At 42.9% G+C, this 25,420-nt stretch carries 17 protein-coding genes; 8 read left to right on the top strand and 9 right to left on the bottom strand.

Annotated features, from left to right (window positions below):
* The first annotated feature begins 1 nt into the window (after position 1).
* The 3 genes from era to der are packed head-to-tail and all read left to right on the top strand — an operon-like array spanning position 2 to position 2,517.
* Entirely contained in the window at positions 2-874 is an 873-nt protein-coding gene (gene era / locus VK179_04810; GenBank protein HLO58038.1) for a GTPase Era, read from the top strand.
* A 23-nt stretch (positions 875-897) separates the two neighbouring features.
* Positions 898-1,203: a Dabb family protein gene (locus tag VK179_04805; GenBank protein ID HLO58037.1), complete on the top strand. Its 306-nt coding sequence runs from the start codon at positions 898-900 to the stop codon at positions 1,201-1,203.
* A gap of 9 nt (positions 1,204-1,212) precedes the next feature.
* Positions 1,213-2,517: a ribosome biogenesis GTPase Der gene (gene der / locus VK179_04800; protein ID HLO58036.1), complete on the top strand. Its 1,305-nt coding sequence runs from the start codon at positions 1,213-1,215 to the stop codon at positions 2,515-2,517.
* Between the two features lie 236 nt (positions 2,518-2,753).
* Here der and VK179_04795 read toward each other — a convergent pair whose 3' ends face one another.
* The 5 genes from VK179_04795 to VK179_04775 all read right to left on the bottom strand — a co-directional run bounded on the left by VK179_04795 (position 2,754) and on the right by VK179_04775 (position 10,679).
* Positions 2,754-3,248 carry a hypothetical protein gene (locus VK179_04795; GenBank protein HLO58035.1) on the bottom strand — a complete coding sequence of 165 codons (495 nt, stop codon included), beginning with the start codon at positions 3,246-3,248 and terminating at the stop codon, positions 2,754-2,756.
* Positions 3,249-3,444: 196 nt separating this feature from the next.
* Complete coding sequence (locus VK179_04790) at positions 3,445-5,433, bottom strand: OmpA family protein (GenBank protein HLO58034.1); 1,989 nt, start codon at positions 5,431-5,433, stop codon at positions 3,445-3,447.
* A gap of 176 nt (positions 5,434-5,609) precedes the next feature.
* Complete coding sequence (locus VK179_04785) at positions 5,610-7,799, bottom strand: glutamine synthetase III (GenBank protein HLO58033.1); 2,190 nt, start codon at positions 7,797-7,799, stop codon at positions 5,610-5,612.
* 282 nt (positions 7,800-8,081) lie between these two features.
* On the bottom strand, positions 8,082-8,678 hold the full coding sequence (locus VK179_04780; protein ID HLO58032.1) for a DUF3109 family protein: 597 nt from the start codon (positions 8,676-8,678) through the stop codon (positions 8,082-8,084).
* Positions 8,679-8,807: 129 nt separating this feature from the next.
* Complete coding sequence (locus VK179_04775) at positions 8,808-10,679, bottom strand: PKD domain-containing protein (protein ID HLO58031.1); 1,872 nt, start codon at positions 10,677-10,679, stop codon at positions 8,808-8,810.
* Positions 10,680-11,068: 389 nt separating this feature from the next.
* Between VK179_04775 and secDF the strand changes: the two genes are divergently transcribed.
* The 3 genes from secDF to VK179_04760 all read left to right on the top strand — a co-directional run bounded on the left by secDF (position 11,069) and on the right by VK179_04760 (position 15,214).
* On the top strand, positions 11,069-14,122 hold the full coding sequence (secDF, locus tag VK179_04770) for a protein translocase subunit SecDF (protein HLO58030.1): 3,054 nt from the start codon (positions 11,069-11,071) through the stop codon (positions 14,120-14,122).
* 105 nt (positions 14,123-14,227) lie between these two features.
* Entirely contained in the window at positions 14,228-14,539 is a 312-nt protein-coding gene (locus tag VK179_04765; protein ID HLO58029.1) for a twin-arginine translocase TatA/TatE family subunit, read from the top strand.
* Positions 14,540-14,557: 18 nt separating this feature from the next.
* Positions 14,558-15,214 carry an ABC transporter ATP-binding protein gene (locus tag VK179_04760; protein HLO58028.1) on the top strand — a complete coding sequence of 219 codons (657 nt, stop codon included), beginning with the start codon at positions 14,558-14,560 and terminating at the stop codon, positions 15,212-15,214.
* A gap of 137 nt (positions 15,215-15,351) precedes the next feature.
* On the opposite strand, the gene VK179_04755 is transcribed toward VK179_04760, so the two are convergent.
* On the bottom strand, positions 15,352-16,122 hold the full coding sequence (locus VK179_04755; GenBank protein HLO58027.1) for a TIGR02757 family protein: 771 nt from the start codon (positions 16,120-16,122) through the stop codon (positions 15,352-15,354).
* A 145-nt stretch (positions 16,123-16,267) separates the two neighbouring features.
* Here VK179_04755 and VK179_04750 point away from each other — a divergent pair, with 145 nt between their 5' ends.
* Positions 16,268-17,368 (top strand): glucose 1-dehydrogenase, encoded by a 1,101-nt coding sequence (locus VK179_04750; protein HLO58026.1) that lies wholly within the window; start codon positions 16,268-16,270, stop codon positions 17,366-17,368.
* A 1-nt stretch (position 17,369) separates the two neighbouring features.
* Here VK179_04750 and VK179_04745 read toward each other — a convergent pair whose 3' ends face one another.
* Positions 17,370-18,734 (bottom strand): DUF4038 domain-containing protein, encoded by a 1,365-nt coding sequence (locus VK179_04745; protein HLO58025.1) that lies wholly within the window; start codon positions 18,732-18,734, stop codon positions 17,370-17,372.
* A 171-nt stretch (positions 18,735-18,905) separates the two neighbouring features.
* Complete coding sequence (locus VK179_04740; protein HLO58024.1) at positions 18,906-20,249, bottom strand: DUF4038 domain-containing protein; 1,344 nt, start codon at positions 20,247-20,249, stop codon at positions 18,906-18,908.
* Between the two features lie 133 nt (positions 20,250-20,382).
* On the opposite strand from VK179_04740, the gene VK179_04735 reads away from it, so the two are divergent.
* Positions 20,383-21,099, top strand: a complete 717-nt coding sequence (locus tag VK179_04735) for a methyltransferase (protein ID HLO58023.1) — start codon at positions 20,383-20,385, stop codon at positions 21,097-21,099.
* 95 nt (positions 21,100-21,194) lie between these two features.
* Here the strand turns inward: VK179_04735 and VK179_04730 are convergent, their stop codons facing one another.
* Positions 21,195-25,361: a glycoside hydrolase family 44 protein gene (locus VK179_04730; protein HLO58022.1), complete on the bottom strand. Its 4,167-nt coding sequence runs from the start codon at positions 25,359-25,361 to the stop codon at positions 21,195-21,197.
* Between the last annotated feature and the right edge of the window lie 59 nt (positions 25,362-25,420).

The raw sequence follows: 25,420 nt of genomic DNA, 5'->3' as shown, positions 1-25,420 counted from the left end.
TATGTTTAAATCAGGTTTTATCAATATAATAGGAAATCCCAATGTCGGGAAGTCAACGCTCATGAACGAGCTGGTAGGGGAGAAACTTTCAATTATCACTTCCAAAGCGCAGACAACCCGTCACCGGATCATGGGTATTGTGAATGGCGAAGATTTCCAGATTGTATTCTCGGATACGCCCGGAATTGTAAAACCGGTGTACAAACTCCATGAAAACATGATGCGGTTTGTAAGAACCGCCATTACCGATGCCGATGTAATTCTTTATGTAACGGATGTGGTTGAAACCCGTGACAAGCATGAAGAATTCATCAATAAACTGAAAAAAACACGGACACCGGTGATTGTCGCCATTAATAAAAGCGACCTGGCCAAAGAGGATGCTATTGCAACTCTTGAAAATGAATGGAAGCAGCTGCTTCCTGATGCTATGGTTATTGTCATTTCAGCACTTTATAAGAAGAACACAGCCTTATTGTTTGATACAATCCTTCAGAAACTTCCCGAAGGACCGGTTTACTATCCTGACGATTCACTTACCGACAGGCCCGAGCGGTTCTTTGTTTCAGAAATTATACGCGAGAAAATATTCCTGACCTACCAGAAGGAAATTCCCTATTCATGTGAAGTTGTAATTGATTCGTTCAAAGAGGGCGACGATATCATAAGGATAAACGCCATCATTAACGTGTTGCGTGATTCTCAGAAAGGAATTGTAATAGGACACCGTGGAGAATCATTGAAAAAGGTCGGAACCCGGGCCAGGCTTGACATAGAGAAGTTCCTTGGCAAAAGGGTTTTCTTGGGTTTACAGGTGAAGGTAGTGCCTGATTGGCGGAATAATGACAAAGCACTGAAAAGGTTCGGATATTAATTACATTTGTGAAATTTTTTATCATGATCAGGCATATTGTAATGTGGACAGTAAAGGAGGGTGAAACACCAAGAATGAAATTTGAGCGCATGGCTGAAATGAAAGCCAGGCTTCTTGAACTCAGGGAATATATACCGGTGATCAGGCGTCTTGAAGTGGGTTTTAATTCGCCCAGCGCTTCAGGCGATAATTTTGACGTTGTTCTTTTAACTGAATTCGACTCCTGGGCAGACCTGGATTCCTACCTTAGGAACCCGGATCATATGAAGGTTGCGGAATATATTGGTAATGTAAGGCAAACCCGTGCTGCAATCGATTACGAGTTTTAATACTATTAAATGGGGAATATTGTTGCTATAGTAGGAAGGCCGAATGTCGGCAAATCCACGTTGTTTAACCGGCTTACGGAAAGCAGGGAGGCCATTGTGCACGAATCAAGCGGCGTTACGCGCGACAGGCATTATGGTAAATCGGTGTGGAACGGTGTCGATTTTTCGGTAATTGACACCGGCGGATACGTGGAAGGATCGGATGATGTTTTCGAGGAGGAAATCCGCAAGCAGGTGTTGCTTGCTATTGATGAAGCTGATGTAATGCTGTTTGTAGTGGATGTGAGAGACGGAATAACCGATATGGATAAAACGGTTGCTGCGCTCCTGAGGAAAAGTTCAAAGAAAGCCATGGTGGTTGTGAATAAGGTTGATAATACAATGCAGCAATATGAAGCCGATGTGTTTTATTCGCTTGGCCTTGGTGATCTGTATAAGATTTCATCCATGAACGGAAGCGGAACAGGCGACCTGCTTGATGATGTGGTAAAATCCTTCACCGGTGAACCTGTAGGTGAACTACCCGATCTGCCCCGGTTTGCTGTCGTGGGTAGACCCAACGTAGGCAAATCTACGCTGATTAATGCGCTAATGGGAGAGGACAGGCATATAGTGACTCCGATTGCCGGAACTACACGCGATTCGATTTATACCCGTTACAATAAATACAATCACGATTTTTTCCTTGTCGACACTGCCGGTATCCGTAAAAAAGGAAAGGTAACCGAGAATATTGAGTTTTATTCGGTCATGAGATCTATCCGTACAATTGAGTATTCTGATGTATCTCTGCTCATGATCGATGCAGTTGAAGGTTTACAGGCACAGGACCTGGCCATTCTTAGCATCATTCAACGGAATAACAAGGGTATTGTTTTACTCATCAATAAATGGGATGCGCTTGAAAAATCAACAAACACAGCCCGCGATTACGAAAAGGAAATCCTTGACCGTATTGCGCCCTTCAGGGATTTACCTGTGTTGTTTATTTCCGCTTTGAATAAGCAGCGGATCCATAAGGTAATTGATACAGCCATGGAGGTTTATCAAAACAGGATTCGCAAAATACCTACATCACAATTGAACGAGGTAATGCTAAAGGCCATTGAAGATTACCCGCCTCCGGCAGTTAAGGGGAAATATGTTAAAATCAAATATGTAACCCAGTTGCCGACTCATGCCCCTGCATTTGCATTTTTCTGCAATTTCCCCAAATACGTAAAGGATCCTTACAAGCGCTACCTGGAGAACAAACTGAGACAAAACTTTACCTTTACCGGTGTGCCGGTGCAGATTTTTATGAGGGAGAAGTAGAATAGCGGTTTAGGGGTTCGTCATTGCGAGGAGCGTGAAAATTAATGATTATAGTAATTTGTATCGCGACGAAGCAATCTGCCTGCACAGGAAGAGCCTAATTAAGATAATATCGAAATTATATTTTTTTCTCTTGGTTGCGCTCTGCCTGTTCCGGCAGATTGCTTCGTCGCGTCAGATTATCCTATAATCAAAAGTATATCACGCTCCTCGCAATGACGGCTTTTGCTTCTTATTCAAAACCCAATATCCCCCGTGCTCTCCACATTGCTCTTATTCCCGGCCCTGTCTGTTATATAAAATTCATATTTCATGGTGTCAAAGGGAGGCAGAATCAGGTACTGGATGTCCACACTTATTTCTCCCTGAATAGGCTCACCGTCACGGTCGAGTTTGTCCGCCTTTTTAATCATGTATTTCCGTCCGTAAATTTCAGCATCCACTGAATCATAGCTTCCATTCAGCTTTTGAAAAGGGATCATATAGAAATTATTAGTATCGGCCGGATGGGTGGTCATATCCACCCCAAAATCAGAATTACCATCGGAGAAAGAAAAAACAAGAGTGGCACCGATATAGGTAACTGTACCATTTACTATCCGGTACGGTCCATCAAATTTCTTAAATTTCACAACAGGTATATCGCTTATGTCTTTCACCGGCTCGCATGACCCGACAAATACCGTAACCAGTATAACAATCAATACCAGTATGAATGAAGTCTTTCTCATAATCTAAACTTTTAAACTTCTAACTATGCTCTGCCTATGCGGGCAGATTGCTTCACCCCGCAGAAATCGGGGTTCGCAATGACGATAAGTTCAAACCCAAACTACGCTCTGCCTGTGCGGGCAGATTGCTTCACCCCGCAGGAACCGGGGTTCGCAATGACGATATGTTCAAACCTCAAACTTCAAACTTCAAACCTCATTTGTAATCAGTTCTAAGGACTTTAAACTCCGTCCGGCGATTGAGAAAATGTGCCATTTCCATGCGGTCATCATCGCCCAGGCTGTTGATGAATTCTTCGGTTAACCGGGTTCCTACCGGCAGGAAGGCGTAAGCAGCATGGTCCTTTTTATCCACTATCTTTGGTTGTGATTCGCCATAGCCTTTGGCCACCAGTCGGTCTCTTGCAATTCCTTTCTGGATGAGATAATTCACAACTGATTCAGCCCTGCGGCGCGACAGATCGAGGTTATAGGCATCCGAAGCACGGGCATCGGTATGTGACCCAAGTTCAATTACGATAGTAGGGTTATCGTTCAGCGTTTCAACCAGCTTGTCGAGAGAAACCATCGACTCTGGTCTCAACTCTGCCTTGTCAAGATCGAAAAAGATATTTTCCACCTGGATGGCCGTTTCTGTGGATGCCATGTAAATTTCTGTTTTAAAATCCGTGCTCTTGGCAACACCTTTGGTTGATTCACGTTCTTTTCCTTTCAGGAAGCCGGGTTTTTCAGCAATGAACACATAGTCAGTTCCCGGTTTGAGGTTGAATTTGAAAACTCCGTCTTTCCCCGCTTTAGTGTCAAGAGTGATACCATCACTGCCAATGGATTTGATAACAGCTTCAGGGATAATCTCATCTGTCTTTTCATTTTTCACAACGCCTGTGATAGTGAATTTAAGCGGAGGTAGCATAAAGGAATAGATATCATCGGAAGTTTTTCCTTTACGGGACGATGAAAAATACCCGCTTTCCTTATCCTTTTCAAACACAATACCGAAATCATCTGCAGCCGAATTAATAGGGTACTTCATGTTCTCAACCTGCCATTGACCGTTCTCACCTTTTACAGCTTTGAAAATATCAAGTCCGCCCATGCCAATGTGCCCGTCCGATGAAAAATAAAGAGTGCCGTCGGAATGGACAAACGGAAAAACTTCATCTCCAGGCGTATTTATAGGCGTTCCCAGGTTAACCGGTGCACTCCATCCTTTACCCTCACGGGTTGTCATCCAGATATCCTTGCTGTTTGTGCCTTCAGGTGTTTTCATACTGCCATCCATATCAGAAACAAAGTATAGCGTATTATTGTCAGGCGAAATGGCAGGATGAGCCACTACAATGCTGTCCGGTTCAATTCCAAGTGATTCAATATCCGACCATTTATCGCCACTGCGTGTGGCCGTGTAAATCTCACACCCGAGTGCCTTACGTTTGCTCACATTGCATCGGGTGAAATACATGGTATTGTAATCCGACGAAAAAACAGGAGTGCCTTCTTCTGCCTCTGTGTTGACCGGTTCAGGCAGGGGAACCGGGGTACTCCATTTGCCCTTTTTGTCCATGGTGGAAAAGAAAATATCGGCAAATTCCTGTCCTGTGCCTCCATGTTCCGAATTGCCCGTAGTTTCGTCACGGGAAGATGTGAAGAATACTTCGGAATAGTCGCCACGGGAGTAGGAGGGGCTGTAGTCGCTGAATTTCGAATTGATGAACTTTTGCTCTTCTACCTGGTACCCTGTTGGCTGATCAATCCACTGCAGGGAGAAATCACAGGAGAGGATGCCGTCAGATGCCCTCGGGTCGTCAGGTACAAGCTCTTTATAATGCTGGTACTGAGCCTTTGCTTCTTCGTAATTCTGGTTCATTCTTAGTGCATCGGCATAGTACAGGATCGAAAGAGGATTGTCATAATCTTTGGCGATCACCTTGCCATACCACAAAGCAGCCTGGGGCGCATTATCGGTTTTGCGGTAGCATTCGGCAATATAAAAGGCAATGTTTAATTTCTCCTTTTTATCTGATGTTTTCTGATAGGCTTCCTTAAACTGGTCTATTGCTGCATAATATTCCCCTGCTTCAAATGTTGTATAGGCTTTTTCTGTTTTTTTACTCTGGCCTTCAACGTGACGGCTAAAAGCAGTGATAATAATACAGATCAGCAGCAAGTATGTAAACGCTTTCATTGTATTCCTGTGTTTTAACGGATAAACGAAAAAAAACAATGCTTCGTATGCAAAATTAGTATAATGAACAAATATAGTAAAAAGAAGATATGCACAGGTAAATAGCGCTTTACATAAAAACAAAAGCCGGTATAACACCGGCTTTTGTCCACTTCAAACCTAACAATAACACTAGACTATCTTGAGAAAAGCAATTCTCTGTATTTGGGAAGCGGCCAATACTGGTCGTCCACGATAAGCTCAAGCTTATCCACATGATACCGGATATCGTCAAGGTAACAGAATATCTGGGTTGAATATGCCATTGCCTTTTCACGTTCATCCTCAATCTTGTTGGCCACCTTACGGGCTTCAATCATTTCGTTTACTTTCGATTTAATGTAACTGACATGTCCCGAAATGGTGCGGATCAGCTCGAGCCTTGCACCGGCAAGTTCCTTGAATTCTTTTTCGCCGAATATTTCCTTGAGGCCCTTTACATTTTCGATAAGTTCACTCTGATAGCGGATAGCAACAGGAACTATATGATTCATCACGAGGTCGCCCATAACCCTGGCTTCAATCTGCACCCTCTTTGTGTAATTATCCCACCTTACAAATGTGCGGGCTTCATTTTCACGCTCTGTCATTACATCAAGGTCAGTAAACAGCTTTTTCGATTTCGGAGTCAGATATGCATCAAGAGCTTCAACTGTATTTGTAATGTTATTCAGACCGCGTTTTTTAGCTTCTTTCTTCCAGTCTTCGCTGTAGTTATTTCCTTCAAAACGGATCGGTTTTGAATCGGTAATATACTGTCTCAGAACCTGGAAAATGGCCTCATCTTTCTTTACGTCCTTTTCTATAAGCTTATCCACTTCGGTTTTGAATTCAATCAACTGCTGCGCGACGGCACTGTTAAGAGCTGTCATTGCAACTGCAGGATTTGCTGATGAACCAACTGCCCTGAATTCAAATTTATTACCGGTGAAAGCAAAAGGTGATGTACGGTTTCTGTCGGTATTATCCAGTAAAATCGAAGGAACCTTGATTACGCTGAGCTTGAGTTCTATTTTTTCATCGGGCGTCATCTTTTCATTTGTCACTTTCTTCTCGATACGGTTCAGCATATCGGTGAGCTGTTTGCCAATGAAAGCGGAAATAATAGCCGGAGGTGCCTCGTTAGCTCCAAGGCGGTGTGCGTTTCCGGGAGTGGCAACGCTGGCGCGCAAGAGGTCGGCATGTTTATAAACAGCTTTTAGCGTATTTACAAGGAAAGTGAGGAATTGCAGGTTTGTCTTCGGGTTCTTACCGGGTGAGAAAAGGTTTATACCGGTATTGGTTGCCAGCGCCCAGTTAGCATGTTTTCCCGAACCGTTGATGTGGTTAAAGGGTTTTTCGTGATGAAGTACAGCAAGCTTGTGATGACGGCCGATACGCCTCATCAGGTCCATCAAAAGCACGTTATGGTCCACTGCCAGGTTGCACTCCTCGAAAATCGGTGCGCATTCAAACTGGTTGGGTGCCACTTCATCATGCCTTGTCTTAATGGGTATACCAAGCTTGAAAGCTTCGGTTTCAAGCTCGTCAATAAAAGAAGTCACTCTTTCAGGAATTGATCCGAAATAGTGGTCTTCGAGCTGCTGATCCTTTGCCGAAGCATGTCCCATAAGTGAGCGGCCGGTTAAAACAATATCTGGACGGGCATTATAAAGAGCTTCATCAATGAGGAAGTATTCCTGCTCAACACCAAGGGTGGCCACCACTTTTGTAACATCTTTATCAAAATACTGGCAAACATCCACAGCTGCCTTATCAACAGCATGCAGTGCCTTAAGAAGAGGTGTTTTATTATCAAGTGCTTCGCCCGTATAAGAAACGAATATTGTAGGTATACTCAGTGTGGAACCTAAAATGAATGCCGGGGAGGAAGGATCCCATGCTGTATATCCTCTTGCTTCGAAAGTGTTACGAATACCGCCGCTGGGGAAACTTGATGCATCCGGTTCCTGCTGTGCCAGGAGTTTCCCTGAAAACGATTCGATTACATCACCGTTTTCAGTGAAATCGATAAAAGCATCATGCTTTTCAGCGGTTCCTTCAGTTAATGGCTGAAACCAGTGGGTGTAATGTGTGGCTCCCATTTCAACAGCCCAGGCTTTCATGCCTGACGCGATCTGGTCAGCAATCTTGCGATCGATCTTAGTGCCCTTTTCAATGGCTTCATGAACATGCTCATAAGCTTCTGTCGACAGGTATTTTTTCATTTTTTTCCTGTCAAACACATTGGAGCCAAAATATTCCGATATCGGTTCTTTAGGCTTTGCGTACGGTTTCATATCTCTGCTAAAAGCAGCGGCGAGAGAGGTAAATCGAATTGTGGACATTGTTTAGTGTTTTAGTATTATGCGACAAAAATACAAAAAATATTCTTATACCCCCAAAAAAAGTAAGAAAAAAATATAAAAAAATGAAAAAAAGTGATTTTAATAAAAAATGAAGGGGGTATGAATTTAAAAATAAGACCGAAAAAGATCTTTTCAAACAAAATGTAAATTTCGAAAATTCAAAAATGAATTATTAAGGATAAAACTGAAAAAAACAGGTATAACATGGCTTTTCTGAGGCCTTTGCGGATAAAAAAAACAAAAGAAAGTGATAAAAATCCCTTATTCTTCCCGACTGATGCTTAAATTTTTTGCTTCAGCCACTAATTTTTGGAACCATTCAATTCCATATTTTCTTTCAAGAGCAGCTCGGGTAAAAAGGTAAACGGGAGTGTCAGATTTATTCCCTTTTTCAATGGCCGGCTTACAGATTTCCCACCTGTCATAGTTTACTGCATCAATATGGCGGTGTTTTTTAATTCTCACAGGGTATAAGTGGCACGATACGGGTTTCTGAAATGAGATTACGCCGTCCTTAAAGGCCTTTTCAATAGCACAAAAGGCAATTCCGTTTTCAAAAACAACGTAAGAACATTCTTTGCCATCATTCAGGGGTGTAACGGTGTCGCCTTCTATATCAATTACCGATGTGCCGTATTGTTCAATCGTTCTGACAGATTCAGCACTCAGATAGTATTTAACCGATGGATAGATGTCTTCAAGTATTTTAACTTCATCGGATTCAAGGGGAGCGCCCGAATCACCGCTTACACAGCATGCGCCCTTGCATGCATCCAGATCGCACGAAAAACGGGATGTCACCACATCTATACTGATAACGGATCGGCCAATAGCGAGCATAGCAGAAGTTTCCTGCAAAGATAAAAAACTTCGATATTCTTAAATCGGTGTTCCTTGTTCGGTGTTTTATTGCTTACAAAAACACCGAACATAGAACACCGATTTATGATTTAAGAAGATTTGCTAACAGACTAACAGACTATCAGCCTATTTCGTAAACCGGAATGTCTGCGAATTTGCTTTAGGATAAATTATCCTCCCAAGGTAAAATCCCGGCTTCAGATCGGATACATTTATTTCAACCGTATTATTCTCCTGTGAAATGCTGTTATATAATATGGTCTGACCTCCGGCTGAAAGTATTTCAATTTTTTCGGCTTTTAAATCCTGGCCCGGTAAGGTTATAAAAAGCCTGTCGTTCGCCGGAACCGGGTATACTACCGGCATGCCGGAATTATGATGGTTTGTTCCCATGGCCTGTCCGGCTGAAACTAGGATGTTCTGATCATACAGTACATTTCCATTATTGTCATATACTTTCAGGTTTACCATATAGTTGCTGGCTTCATCAAATGTATGGGCAACTGATGCTCCTTCTGCTTTCTCTCCGTCACCGAAATCCCATTCACAATATATACTGTCAGAATATACCGGCAGGTTAAAAAGGAAATCGAAGTTGTCCTGCTGGTAGTTCCAGTAACCAATAAGTGAATCAGGATATGAAACCGAACCACCGAATGAAAATGAACCTGACACTGCACATCCTGTAGTATCTGTAACAACAACATTATAGGTTAAGCCCGGGCAAAGATTGTAAATAACCTGGCCTTCTTCACCGGTGGACCAATAATATCCCGCTGCCTGCATTTCATTCCCGTATGAATCAACAAGTGTTGCAGTGGCAGAACCGTTACACTGCTGCCCATTCAAAATAATATCCGTGCTTAACCGGATCAAGCCTTCACATAAACCGGGTTCCGGATCATAGCCGTCAAACCAGGCCGTCTGGCAACTGCTTGTATAGCAGTCCGGAGTCTTCAATGTCAGGCATACGTTATAATAACCATCATGGGGAAACCTGTGCATGGGTGATATTTCATTTGTAACAGTTCCATCACCAAAATCCCAGCTTACTTCAGCATTTTCATGGCTGGTAAGCATCTCAAACTGATAAATCGGGGGAACGGAAGATACCCAAGGGAGAGAATAAAAACTGAATTCGGCTGTGCAGGTATCACGGGGTATTTCAGTAATACAATCAATCCTTGCAATTATACCTGCCATGCAAATACTTACCCTGTCAGTTAATTCTGTATACGATAACTTTACCCGTTCACCGTCATACAAAAGAAAATTGGGAACGATTTCAGCAGGTTCAAGAACTACCCCGTTATCGAGTTCAATAACAAGCCCGCAGCCATCGAGACCTGAATAATCTTTTACAGTTCCTGTCAGTGAGCAGAAACCCGGATAATCAACAATGATTTCACTGCACCAGGTACTTGAACAACTGTCGGCCGTGGTTATGACAAGACAGGCATTGTAAACTCCTGCTTTTGCATATACATGAACCGGATTTTGTTCTTCGGAATACGTGCTGTCCCCGAAATCCCATTTACGCGATATGATAAGTCCCTTAGAAAGGTCTTCGAATAAATAACTGCCAGTTGAGTAGAATCCCGAATCAGGAATTATTGAATTATTTACGGTGACTGCCGGATATGCTACCCAATAGGCATCGCATTTGGAAGATCCTGTTGCAGTAAGAGTATCTGAGGCCCATGAAGTGCACTGCCCATCAGGTGAGGTATAATAAAAGTTGATTACATAGTTGCCAGTTACTTTGTAAGCGTGCAAAGGACTCATATCGTAAGCATATGTTCCGTCGCCGAAATCCCAGAAAAATTGACCAAGGCTGTCATCTCTTACCGGCAAAAACCGGTATAAGTCGGGTGAAGATTCAATGAGAAGGATATTGAATCCGTTCCGGCATGTATATAATGTGTCCTTAACAGGGGGTTGTGCAAAGCATACGATACCTGCAAGCAATGCAATCAGAAGGGTAGCGAATTTTTTCATAAGTCAGTATTTAGGTTATATAACTGAAACTATGATGATACAAGGTGTAAATAGGTTGCTTAAAGGTAGGAAAAAAACAGATGCCGGATGCGCAAAAGATCGTCATTGCGATGACCGATTCCTGCGGTCAGAAGCAATCTGCCCGAACAGGAAGGGCCTGACAAAGTGAGAAATCAAAAAGATATCCTGGTAAAGTCGTGCCAGTGCTGGCAGATTGATTCGTCGCAGTTAAATTCCGGGAACTCAAATAATTTTTCTGGCTCCTCGCAATGACGAACTCTTAAACTTCTAAACTTCTAAACTACTAAATTTAAGTATTGCCATGCAGAAATTTTTATATATTTGCGGCACTGTAAAAAAACCTTTTATAAACTAACAAAAAGCTAGAAATGCGTAATAAAGGAGCCATTTGGACATTGGCTATAGCGCTGGCAGTAGTTTGCCTTTACCAGTTATCCTTTACTGTGGTGACTTACAAGGTAAAACAAGACGCGAAAGCCTATGCACGCGATAAAAATACAAATGTTGTCGACCTTAAAAAAGCTGATTACTATCTTGATTCGATAGCCAGCGAGCCGGTTTACAACTTTTTATGGATGAAGAAATATACCTTCCGCGAGTGCCAGGAAAGGGAGATTGCTCTCGGTCTTGACCTCCAGGGCGGTATGAACGTTGTGCTTGAAGTGAATGTGTCGGATGTAATCCGTTCCATGGCTAATTACAGCAAGGACTCAACTTTTAACAAGGCTCTGGCCCTGGCTAAAAAGAACCAGGTCGGATCAAACGAAAACTTTGTAGCTCTTTTCGGCAAGGCATTCGAACAGATTGATCCCAATGCTAAACTGTCGGCCATATTCACATCCGCTGAATTCCGTGAAAAAGTAAATTATAATACATCTAATGCCGATGTACTTAAATTTGTTCAGGAAGAGGCAGATAAGGCCATTGCCAATTCATTCAATATCATCACAACCCGTATTGACCACTTTGGCGTTACTTCTCCCAATGTTCAGCGCCTTCAGAACGGCGACCGCATTCTGGTTGAATTACCCGGCGTGTCAGAAAAAGACAGGGTGAGAAAATTATTGCAGGGTGCTGCCCGACTTGAATTCTGGGAAACTTATGATAATACCGATGGTCAGATCCGTAATGGTCTGATGTCATTGAATAACCTGGTTCGTGAAATCAACCAGTCGGCAAAAACATCTTCTGCCTCAACACCGGCCGCTGCTCAGGCTACAGCTCAGAATACTTCAGCAACTGCCCAGAAAGATACCAGTGCAGGTGCACCATCCCTTCTTCAACAGCTTAGCACCGATTCAACAGCTAAAGGTGGCGTTGACAGCGCAAAAGCCTCGGATGCTTTCTTTAAGGAAAATCCTCTTTTCAGCGTTCTTGTACCCTATGTAACGCAGAACAACGAACTCATCCCCGGTTCGGTTTTCGGACAGGTTCATTATAAAGATACGGCCAAGGTTAACCAATACCTGCGCCTTGGCATGGAACGCGGATTATTCCCCCGCGATTTCAAATATTTCTGGTCCGCTAAGCCGATCGAAAATCCTAATACAAAGAAACCTACCGATTATTACCAGGTACATGCCATCAAGGTAACAAGCCGTGACGGCAGAGCTCCTCTCACCGGTGACGTGATTGACCGTGCCGTGAATGAATTCGATCAGAATACAGCAGAAGCTTTTGTATCGATGGATATGGATGCTGACGGGACCAAAACATGGGCAAGGATGACGCGTGAAAACGTGGGTAAGATCATTGCTGTTGTAATGGACAACTACGTTTATTCTTATCCCCGTGTTAACGAGGAAATTCCGAACGGCAGCTCCCGTATCACAGGTAATTTCACAGCCCAGGAGGCAGGTGACCTTGCCAACCTTCTGAAATCAGGTACTATGCCTGCACCCTGTAAGATCATCCAGGAAGAAGTAATCGGGCCGTCGCTTGGTAAGGAATCCATCAAGTCAGGTCTCAACTCACTGCTTATCTCATTCGTGCTGATCTTTTCATTCATGATTTTCTACTATACACGCCGTGCCGGTTTGATTGCAGATATAGCACTGTTCCTGAACATGTTCTTCCTCTTCGGGGTTCTTGCTTCAATGGGACTTGCCCTCACGCTCCCCGGTATAGCCGGTATTGTGCTCACCATCGGTATGTCGGTTGACGCGAACGTGCTGATTTATGAGCGTATCCGCGAGGAGGTCGCTTCCGGAAAGAGCGGCCGCATAGCAATAGCTGACGGTTTTAAAAATGCTCTTTCAGCAATCGTCGACGGTAACCTTACCACGCTGATCACAGGTATTATCCTGTTTGTCAGAGGTACCGGTCCTGTAAAAGGCTTTGCCACAACACTGGTTGTAGGTATCATTACCTCCATGTTTGCTGCTATTTTCATCAGCAGGCTCGTTTTTGAGGTTATGATGGACAAAGGTTATAAAATGACTTTCAGTACCAAATTATCACAGGGCGCCTTTAAGAATATCAACCTGGATTATATCAGGCACAGGAAAACATGGTATATTGTTTCAGGTACAATGGTTGTAATTGGACTCGTTTCTTTGTTTACCCGCGGATTGGACCAGGGTGTTGATTTTGCCGGTGGTCGTAATTATATCATCGAATACAAAAAACCGGTAAGCAATCTTGAAGTGGCAGGCGCCATGGAAAAGGAACTGGGCATCAGGCCGACTGTCATCACTTACGGTTCAGACAATAAAGTGCGTGTTACTACAAAGTATAAGATTGATTCAGAAGACCCGGGTGTTGAGAATGAAATAGAACGCAAGATTTACGATGGTTCTAAATCATTCATGGATCCCAATATAAGCTATGATGACTTCCGGAATAATTACCTCCAGGGTATGCAAAAAGTCGGGCCGACCATCGCTGCCGATATCAAGCGGGATTCAATTATTGCCATGTTTGTCGCACTCTTCTTTATGTTCCTGTATATCGGTTTCAGGTTCCGGAACTGGAGCTTCGGATTGGGAGCTATGGCCTCACTTGCACATGACGCCTTCTTTGTGATCACTATGTTCTCCTTGCTTTACGGATTCATGCCGTTCTCCATGGAGCTCGACCAGACTTTCGTGGCGGCAATCCTTACGATCATCGGATATTCGGTGAATGACACGGTTGTTATCTTCGACCGCATCAGGGAATACAGGGGTCTTCATCCCAAAATGGATTACGCCCAATTGATGAATAAGGCCATTAACGATACATTCAGCCGAACCATCGTCACATCACTCACTGTGTTGATTACAGTAGCCATCATCTTCTTCGTAACCGGTGAAAGTGTACAGGGATTCGCCTTCGCGCTGCTGCTCGGTCTGATATCAGGGGTTTATTCAACCGTATTTATTGCAACGGCCCTGGTTTATGATACGCGTAACAAAAAGGAACTGAAATCGACGGTTAAATAACTGTAGTGTTAAATATTCTGAAAAGATTACTCCATAAGACCCCGGAAAAATATCCGGGGTTTTTATTTTGATCTTTTGCTATATTTGTAACCTTAATTAAAGCATATGTACCATACATTCGTATTTCTCAGTGGCGGAGAGTTAGTGCTGGTTTTCCTGGTCTTCCTGCTTTTCTTTGGTTCAAATAAAATACCGGAACTGGCAAAAGGGTTAGGAAAGGGTCTGAGGGAATTCAAAAAAGCAACTGATGATATTAAACGCGAAATAAGTCAGAGCACCGACGGCATTACCCAGGATATCAGTGACAGCGTGGGAGGGATACGCCGTAATCTTACCGATATAACAAGCGATATCACATCGGATCTGAATAAAACCACTTCCGACATCAATAAAAGTATCAACGAAGCTTCGAAATAATGCATAAATGCCTTGTCAATGGCATTAATTGAGGCCAATAACATTACAAAATCATTCGGTTCCGTTAATGTATTAAAGGGAATCAACGCTTCCATTCAACAGGGTGAAATAGTTACAATAGTCGGCGCCAGCGGAGCCGGTAAGACTACATTCCTGCAAATTGCCGGAACATTGATGAGACCCACTTCAGGCTCAGTAATCATCAATCAAACCGAGGTCAGCCGGTTGAAAGACAAAGAACTTGCACGATTTCGCAATAAACATATCGGATTTGTGTTCCAGTTTCATCACCTTCTGCCCGAATTTACAGCTCTTGAAAATGTGTGCATTCCTGCTTTTATTGCAGGATTATCGAAATCGGACTCTGTTAAAAAAGCAAAAGAAATCATTGGCTTTCTCGGGTTAACCCATCGGATAGAACACAAACCTGCAGAATTATCAGGAGGTGAACAACAGCGGGTGGCTGTTGCACGGGCACTCATCAATAATCCGGATGTGGTGCTGGCCGATGAGCCTTCAGGAAACCTTGACTCGCACAATAAAAAAGAACTTCACGAGCTATTCTTTACTTTGCGAAAACAATACAACCAGACTTTTGTGATTGTCACACATGACAATGAACTGGCTGGTATGAGTGACCGCACCATTACAATGCATGACGGGTTGCTGGCGTAATTCGGTAATCAGTATTCGGTATTCGGTGATCGGTATTCGGTTAGGGACTATAGGGACATTAGGGACCTTACCAGTTACCAGTTACCAATCACCAGTCACCAGTCACCAGTCACAAATCACTTTTAAATCGTAAATCACTAAATCGTAAATCGTAAATTCCTTTCTATTCCCAATCCAAACAACGCAAAATCATACTTAACCGGGTCTTCAGGATCGAAGTGCCTGAGTATGGCATCCAGTTCTGACACGGCTTTGGCATCATTTTGTTTTCTTGTCAGAAGGCCGAGCTTTCGGGCCACATTACCGGAATGAACATCAAGCGGACAGGATAAAATGGATTGAGGAATGTTTTTCCATATTCCAAAATCCACGCCGGCATTATCTTTTCGTACCATCCACCTGAGGAACATGTTAATACGTTTAGCTGCGGATCCTGTTATAGGATCAGGCAGATGTTTCCTGGTTCTCGGCAGGTGTTCAATGCTGAAAAATTCTTTTTTCAATTCATGAATGGCAGGCTGAAGCGAATCAACGGTTTTATATTTCAAAAAAATCCCTTCTAGCCCGTTGGCCCGCTTATATAAATGCCGAAGCCCGTTTATAAACGTAACCAGGTCATCGGTATTGAAAGTGCGATGTACAAAACCTTCAAACTTCATTAAATGATGGGTCTTGTGATTTAAAATGAAATCATATGGTGAATCACCCATCAGGGATAACAATCTCCTTGCATTTTTTAGAATTGAAGCCCGGTTACCCCATGATATGGTTGCCGCCAGGAATCCTGCAATTTCAATATCCTCCCTGGCTGTATACAGATGAGGGATCTGAATCGGATCGGTTTCTATAAAAGCCGGATTGTTAAACAGCCTTACTTTTTCCTCAAGAAAATCTCTCGTCTTATTCAATTCGAATTTGCCTGTTGCCTGCACGATGCAAAAATACAAAACAACTTATTTGTATGACGGTTTGTTGATTTAAATGAAAGAATGAAAGAATGAAAGAATGAAAGAATGAAGAAATGAAGGAATGAAAGAATGAAAGAATGAAAGAATGAAAGCAATAGCCATAACACCCGGGAAGGGCGATGCCCGCCTGATCGATATCGAGGAACCATCAGTAAAAAACGATAAGGATGTCAAGCTCCAGGTGCTTGAAGTGGGCATTTGCGGAACAGACCGTGAAGAAATTGTGGGTGGTAGGGCCGATGCACCATCCGGTTCATCTGAACTGGTGATCGGACACGAGATGCTCGGACGCGTTGTAGAAACCGGTAAGGGTGTTACAAAAATCAAAAAGGGCGACTATGCAATGCTCATGGTACGAAGACCCTGTAATCATTGTCCGTTTTGCCTGAATAACCGGAGCGACATGTGTTCAAGCGGTGACTACACCGAAAGGGGTATAAAGGGAATTCACGGATATCAAACCGAATTTGTCGTTGATCATGAAAACTTTGTGATTCCGGTAGCCGAAGAGATCCGCGATATCGGGGTGCTTACTGAGCCTCTTTCGGTTGTAATTAAAGCGGTTGATGAAGCCCTCATGCTTCAGTCGTGCCGGTTTTCCGGAATTGTTCCTGATCTGATAAAAGGGAAAAGGGCTTTAGTTGCTGGATTGGGACCGATTGGCCTTCTTGCAGCCCTGGTTCTTAAACTAAAAGGTGCGGATATTTATGGTCTTGACATTGTAAAACCGGCATCTGTGAGGCCATCCATATTCAGTGAAATCGGAGGACATTACATTAACGGGCTCGAATTAAAGACTGAAAACATTGACAATACCTACGGGCCTATGGATTTCATATTTGAAGCTACGGGTATTGCCAAACTGGAATTCGAGCTTATGGATGCGCTTGCCGTTAACGGAGTGTATGTACTGGCCGGAATTCCGGCCGGGGAAAGACCGGTTACCATTCTTGGCGCCGACCTGATGAGAAAAATGGTGCTTAAAAACCAGGTCATGCTGGGCAGTGTAAATGCATCCTATGATCATTACATTAAAGCTTCCGAAGAACTTGTCAGGTTTAAAAACACCTTCAGCAGCCCGGTTTCAAAACTCATTACTGAAAGAGTGAATTACAGGGATTTCAGGAATGTCCTTGAATTGCATTCATCGGATGAAATCAAGGCAATAGTTGAATGGAGCCGCTAAATTACAGGCTTGTTCCCGGTTCAGGAAGAACTTGTGAAGCATCATCCAAAACCAGCAGCCAGTCGCCTTCCATAGGCGGTACAAATGATACATCCGCTGCGTCCTCAATAACCCCGATATCGGTAACAATGCCTGTAGACGGTTGATACCACCATCCATGTGACCTGGGGCCTTTAATTCGGGTGAGATCAACGGTAAGCTCACGGTTATCGGGTGTGTATATAATCCCGGTTATACCATCCTGAGTTACAGCAGCAGGAGCAAAGTCGGGTGAACTTACATCTCCGGCCCCGGAAACGAGGAATGTTCCGGCAATATCGGGTTCCAGGCTATACCATTCTCTTGATCTGAAAAATTTCCCGGATCTTTCGAGATCTTTTGAACCCTGGGTTTCCAATTGGGTTTCCCATCCCGAATCAAATGGATACTGCTTTTCATTTCCATAAAAATACCCCTGTGACCCGAGCAGAACGGGTGTATACATCTGGCTCCTTACATAAATATCGTTGTGTATTGAATTCTCATAAGTTCCTTCGATAAAATAAAAAGGATAATTACGGTTATAATCCTTCATGAGATATTCGGCAGCAGTTAAATAATCTGCGTATGTTGAATTCAGGTCGATCCAGCTGTCGCCATTGTATTCAGTGACACCTGAACTGTAACGGCCATTGTGAACAGTAAATATCTGGTTATTGGTAGTTTCCTGTATACCTTTCACCATGGCGCGGATTTCATCCAGTGTCTCACCGGGAGAAGCATCACCACCCATAACCCACACAATATTGCTGTAATTTTTGTAGCGGTTTCCGATAAACCGGCCATATTCATACATTTTTTGAGGACCATTGGCAATCATGGCTTCATAAAAACCTTCAGGATGATCATCACCCATATCATAACCAAGGTAGGCAGGGAATAGAAACATGGCTATTCCTTCCTTCGCGGCCTTTTTGACAATATAATCCACATGATCAAAATAGGCGGGATTGGGTTTTGAAAAATCAAGATCCTGAAGAAAAGGATTTTCTCCATAAACATTTTCAGATCCGACCATAGGACTGGCAATCATGCATAATATAAGGGAATTTACTCCTTTGGCGTGACGATTTTCAAGATATTTATCGGCACCGCTCCGATCAACCTTTTGCATCAGGTACCATGGCGAATCACCTACAATGAGAAATGGTTGTCCTGATTGAGTTTCAAGCCTTCCTTCACTTACCTTCAAAGGAAAATTTTCCGGATCATTCGACACCGGTACCTGGATATTCGTGTCAGTTGACTTGTTTTCATCATTCGAACAACTCACCCCTAACAACAGGCATAGCAATAACCCAATATGTATCCTGATTGCAAACTTCATTTCAATAACTTTTAAATTAGTAACCGTTAGTCATCCCGCAGCTTCGAATCCCTTTTAATATCACGAATTATGCTAAGATATATCTATATAACTAATTTATACGTTTCATATTGTTTTTGTATAAGAGTGTACCGTAATTTAAAATTATTCTGAATAACGTATCGTCTGTTTTTAATTGTAAGTTATTTTGGTCCCGGGAGGCGCCGGGTTTGTATCCGCATCATCCAGTACAAGCAACCAATCCCCTTCACCCGGTGGCATCAGTTTAACTGAAGCGTTGTGATCAATGGTTCCACCGTCAGTCGTTTTGCCGGTGGCAGGATTATACCACCATGCTTTTACAATTGTACCGCTCATCTTTGTCAGGTCAAGTTCAATTTCCTGCTTTACCGGAACATACACGATCCCTGTATTACCATTGGCGGTTAGAGCAGCAAACAGCTGATTTTCAACAGAACTGTTTTTAAGGAATTCCGAACTGATATCCGGAATCAGATTAAACCATGGCCTGGACCTGAAAAATTCAGAAGATCGCTGTAAATCATGAGAACCCTGTGTTTCCAGAAGATTCTCCCAACCCTGATCAAAAGCATACAATGGTTTTATTCCATAGAAATAACCCGATGAACCCATCAGGACAGGAAGATAAATCTGGGCCCTGAGTTCATTGTCTGAAATACCGGTATTCTCATAGGTGCCTTCGGTAAAATAAAATGGCAGTTCTTTTTCATAATCATCTTTCAGGTGTATTGCTATAGAGTCATTATCCGAATAGGTAGTGTTCAGGTCAACCCACGATTCCTGGTGATAATGAGTAATACCTGAACTGTAACGGGCATTCTGTGTGGAAAATATCTGGTCACCGGCTGTGGTTTGAATGCCCTCTACAATAGCACGAACTCCTTCAAGGGCGTCTTTTGGAGGACTGTCTCCTCCCATTACCCAAATTACGTTGGACATATTTTTAAAACGCTGACCAATATATTCCCCATAAGTGTGGAGCTTCTGTGGACCGTTTTGAATCATCTGCGTGTAAAACCCTTCTGTGTGGCCCTTGCCATCATCAAAACCAAGCCAGGCAGGGTAAAGGAAGACAGCTATACCTTTGTCCTGAGCTTTCCTGATAACATATTCAGCATGATCGAAATAAGCATCATTGGGAGTCGAAAAATCATTGTCGGTTATGAACGGCTTTTCACCGTATGCATTGGCTTTTCCATAAAGCGGGCTGGCAATAAGGCATAATACTATGGAATTCACACCCTTTTTGCGACGGTTTTCGAGATATGTTTCCGCCCCTTTCCGGTCAGTACCCTGTAGCAAATACCATGGTGAATCGCCCGTAATCAGAAATGGTTCACCTTTACTGGTTGTTAATTGTCCCGACCGAATTGACAAAGGAAATACCTCCGGAGATTTAATATCAGGCACTTCGTCCTTCTTGCAGCCGAAAAAAGCTGTTAACATGAACATGATAAAGGCAGGTACTCTATATGATTTAATTTGTTTAACCATGACCAATTTCAATTAACCATTTGCTTTTAAATTTTTCAATAATTATACCCGCACCGAACTGATTATTCTAATAATTCTTAATTTTTCATAAAAAAAGGCGCTGATATTGCATTTATCTTAAAAATCTCTTAAAGTGTCGAATGATTACTTTGCATTCAGGCGATTTACAGTAATTCAGGATCGGTGTGCCATGAAGGTCGGCACTGACGGTGTTCTGCTTGGAGCATGGACTGAAGTAAAAAACGCTGAACGGATCCTTGATGTCGGAACCGGTACAGGCCTTATCGCGTTAATGTGCGCGCAACGTTCAGATTCCTTTATCGATGCGGTTGAAATAGATCCGGATGCCTCGGATCAGGCCACAGTTAATTTTAAAAATTCACCATGGAAGGACAGGATACAGGTATATTGCAAGCCTTTTCAGCAATATGCCCTTGAAACACTGTTCACATATGATGTAATCGTATCCAATCCGCCGTATTTCAGAAATTCATTAAAACCGCCGGATGGAAAACGGTCTTTGGCACGTCATGACGACAGGCTTGATGCGGAAACCCTCATTCATAATTCGATCAAACTTTTATCTCCGACCGGGCATTTGGCAGTAATTCTGCCCTACGATCAGTCAGATCAGTTTATAAACCATGCCTGGTTTAATCAGCTTTATGTTTATAGAAAATCTACTGTGCGGCCTTATCCGGGTAAAAACTTCACCCGATGCCTTGTGGAATTTGGCCGGCAACATACTGCCAATTTTGAAACCAATGAAATTTTAATCAGAAAAGGGGAGAAGGATGGATATTCGGAGGAATACAGGGATCTTACTGCGGATTTCTATCTGAATATTTAAGAGATTTACGATTTTACGATATACGATTTACGATTAATAATACAATCTTCAATATTCTTAAATCGGTGTTCATGTTCAGTGTTTTACGGTATTCTTTAGTTTTTTACAAAATTTGATATAAAAACATTCTTTTGAGAACGAAAACGGAAAATATAAGAACCGGGCGTTAACGAATGGATGTCAATCTCATTTTCGCTGTTGATTTTTTTTGTTTTATAAAGAACCATTCCCTGCATATTCATGATTTCGATGGTGCCTTCGTTTAAATCATTACCAGGTGTAAAATGAAGCCGGTCATTAGCGGGATTAGGCCAAATCTGAATTCCCTTTGCTGCTGACCCGTCCTCTGAATTAATGATTACAGGTATCATGGCCACTAGTACAAGGGTGTCATTTGTCAGCATGACAGATCCGGTTACTTCCTGGTAACCGGTTTTTACCACCCGGTATGAGTAAGACCCGTTCAACGGCAAAGGACTAAAAACCGCATCGCCAATAGCGCTGCTACTCAAAGTATCATCATTGACTATTACTGATGCATTATAAACCGGGGTGTTCCCTTCCCTTAGTCTGAATCTGAGAATACCTTCGGTTTTTGTCATATAAAACGTAAATGAAGTATCCGAGGATATGGTTATATCTCCCTGCAGTGAGCCATAATAAGTTTTAGTAATTGAATACGGCATGGAGCCCCTGAGGATATTATTAAAAAAAGATTTACCGGCTGTATTGGAAACCTGTGATGAAGTTCCGAGGATGATTGTGGTATTGCTCAACGGATCTGTTGAGCCGGCCTTCAAAACAGTGACGGAAACATCGAATTGTTCAAGGGTCAGCAAAAGGGTAATCGTGCTATCTCCCTTTAAATGCAGATTCATTTCAGGAACAGGCAGATAATGTTCTTTCTTTGTTTTTATTCTGACCAGTTCGGGCATATCGCTGAATTCAACAATTCCATCCTGGTTGGTTATCAGGGTGTCACTGAATGCCTTAATTACACTTCCTGAAAGGGGAAGCCGTGTTTTAGCATCAATGGTAATTATTTTCAGTGTAAATCCCGAAACAGGATACTTATCCGATTTTCTTCGAGACCGCTGATCCAGATAAAGTGAGGAAGGTTCTAGATATGCCCCGTAACCAACCCCTTCTTTAAAATCGCGCGGAGATGTGTTATAATCATAGCCGTTCATAGTGCCTTGTACCGGGTCAACCATTACTTCATCAGCAGGGCCGGAAGTTCCGATTATATAACCGTTACCGAACTGTTTTGACTCAATCAGATAAGAAATGCCGTCATGGTAAGCTTCACCGGTAATATTGTAAAATACCGATTGTGATGAAGTATACCCGTGAAGCGGGCCACCATAGGGTCTGAAGGTTGATTCAATAAAATCCTTATTGAATGTACAGGCGTCTACCAGATTTGACATACTGAGGTACATATGAAAATCGCTTGCATATCTTGAATTCTCGCCCCTGCATTTCAATATAACATTGCCGTTGCTGTAAGGATATTTGAAATCATAATTATGCCTTCCGTCATTTGCCCTGCTATTCTCAATCAGGCAGTCATTTGATTCAATTGTGTACATGTAGCCGTTTCCTCCGCCGCCTTCATACTGGGGTTTTTCGAGGTTACATGAATCAATTGTAACAAAACGGCACTGGTTGAGTTTTATACCATTCGAAAGTAAATCGAAGTCACCTGTGTTCTGATCCGGATGAAAAGTACTTACATTCCTTACCCAGCAGTTTTCAGCATTTATAAGTTGTATCATGTGCGAATTATGCACATTATAAGAGCCGGTTCCCGGTGTGGAATAATCCTCCTCTTCCCATCCTGAGCCTTTATTCTCTAAATTTCCGATTGAGATATTCTCAATTCCGGATTCTTTAAGGGGTTCCTCAATTTTATAAACCCTTGCCTGGTCTCTTGTCTTCAACGGATACCTTGTGGGTACATCAATAAACAAGACGTTGTGATGTGCATCAATTGAATCCACACGCCGCATAAAGGCCACTCCCTTGATGCCTGATGCGGTCCACAGTCCTGTCATCTGATGTTCCTGAATAAATGCATCTGTAGGTGTTGACATTACCACAACGGGATCACCTTTCTGAAATCCGGCTACGGATTCAACCGGTATGGCTCGCACAGGATCTGAAAGATCCATTGTGATCAATGAGGAGGGATCTTTTGGATAAAACCAACTGCCATAAATTCGTTTAACCTGGATAATATCCTTATACCTCATGTCGGTTTTTGTATTCAGAAGAAATGTGAGTCCTGTTCCGGCGCCCCGCAAAACAGTACTGTCATGGGATATTCTGAGTACCCATGTTGTATCTGTTTCTCCGATCCTGTATTTTCCTGCGGGAAGATATACAATGCCGCCACCGGCTTCGCCGGCATCATCAAGAGCTTTCTGGATTATTGCCGTCACATCGGTGTTTCCGGTATTATCTGCAGAGTAAGGGGGTGCGGTTACATCAAGAATATTGTGATTCCTTTCAGGAACGCTGAGTTCGCCTTTATGATATCCTGCGTATGAAAAATCGTGCAGGAATCGTCCTCCAGTGTCTTTATAACCAGGAGTCCAGTTTGGAGGATAAAGAGAACTTCTCCATTTGTCATAGGATGATGATTTTACCAGTATTAATGCAGAAACCGAAAGAGGAGGGAGGGAAACGTTAACCGTATTACCATTTGCTTGGATTTCGGATTTCTGAAGTGCGTTCACTGTGTGTGACTGAAATGTTTCCGATGCAGGAAGTCCTGAAAGGGTGTAAAGGCTGTATGTTCCGTTAATATGAAAATTGCTGAGATTTATCTCTGTTTCTCTTGAATGGGTCAGGTCGCGGTTAACAAGGAACAGTGTGATTGTATCTCCCGATTCATTAATTGTCGGATACCCCGAAAGATAATGTTCATCTGTTGAAACAGCCGGGATATAGTTTTTCTTTCCGTAATGGGTATAAAGGTGAGCCACCTCTGACATGCCGGTAAACCAGTCCCATGGTGTGAAAATCTCGACTCCCTGGCGGGCGAATTCCCCGAGCATTGAGGCATACCAGTTGGCAGTGAGATTCGGATTGTCATGCTGGGCAAGGGATACTTCAGATAAGGAGAACGTTACACCGTTGTCAGGTCCCATGTATTTCAAAAGCCAGTCGGTGCACCGTTTGAAAATGTATTCTTTTGTGATACTGTTATCCCAGCCCCCGGATCCTGATGTTTTTACACCGTTTGCTCCGGGATAGTCATACAATGTATCGAAAAATATTCTGTGGAGTTGGGTAATATCGGATGCCGACTTTTCGCCGGGGTAAAAATGAATATCAATTACATCAAGCAATCGCATTCCGCTGGCGGCTTGTTCTTCGGCTATACGCCGGATAAAATATTCCAGCCACGTGTACTGATTACCCTTATAGCTTATCTTTCCGCCATTCCAGGTATACCAGAACCATTCATTGCATGGAACAGGTCCAACCAGTTTAATTCCGGGATACAATGCCCGGGCTTTTTTAGCCACGGCAAAGTACATTTGCATGAATTCTTCTGCCGAAGGTTGAGTTTTCCATACATCATCGTGAGTACCGCTCCATATTTCAGGTTCATTATCCATACTCCAGTATCGGATTTTGGTTGAATCCAGTCCCAGTCCGTTGTTTCCAAACCAATGAGTGAGAATGCCTGTTGTTGAATCAGCATTCCAGGGTTCAAGATATAAATCCGGATTACCGTCCACAAGGGCCTTTCCTCCGCCAGCAGGATTCACGGTACCTCCACCGGCCAGGTTTTGTCCGGTACCCGACCACCATGCCGAACCATTATAGCCCCAATCGTTGAAATTGGCAGATGTTGTTTTAGCCGCCTTACCCATTAGCTGAAAGGCCCACATTCCCTGGGCATAGGGCAGGTTAGGGCCAAGACTTGATGCGGCAAAATCCCAATTATTGCCGTACACATTATTGTACCAGTCGGGATGACTTGAAAGTTTCCTTCGCCAGTTGTATTTGGAGGCATTATTACCGCCGTTTTCCCTGAACATAGTAATACCCATGTCCCTTAGTCGTTGCCATTCGATAATCGTAAGCGGATCAGAAGGATTACCTGAAAGACTGTTGTTTTTACCATAAATATATGGCGAAATCTTTTTTTTCTGATCCGATGCATCAATTGACAGGGTTACTGACTGTGAATAGAGAGAGTTATTCACTAAGAATATCAGTATTAGCCATGGAAACAACTTTTTCATGCCGGTTAGTATTAATTAGCGGAGTCGTTTTACTTAAAATCCAAAATAATTCTGGATCG

Source organism: Bacteroidales bacterium, from assembly GCA_035299085.1.
GTDB lineage: Bacteria > Bacteroidota > Bacteroidia > Bacteroidales > UBA10428 > UBA5072.
The sequence above is the reverse complement of the archived record's forward strand: the minus strand, read 5'-3'. Positions and strand labels throughout refer to the sequence as shown.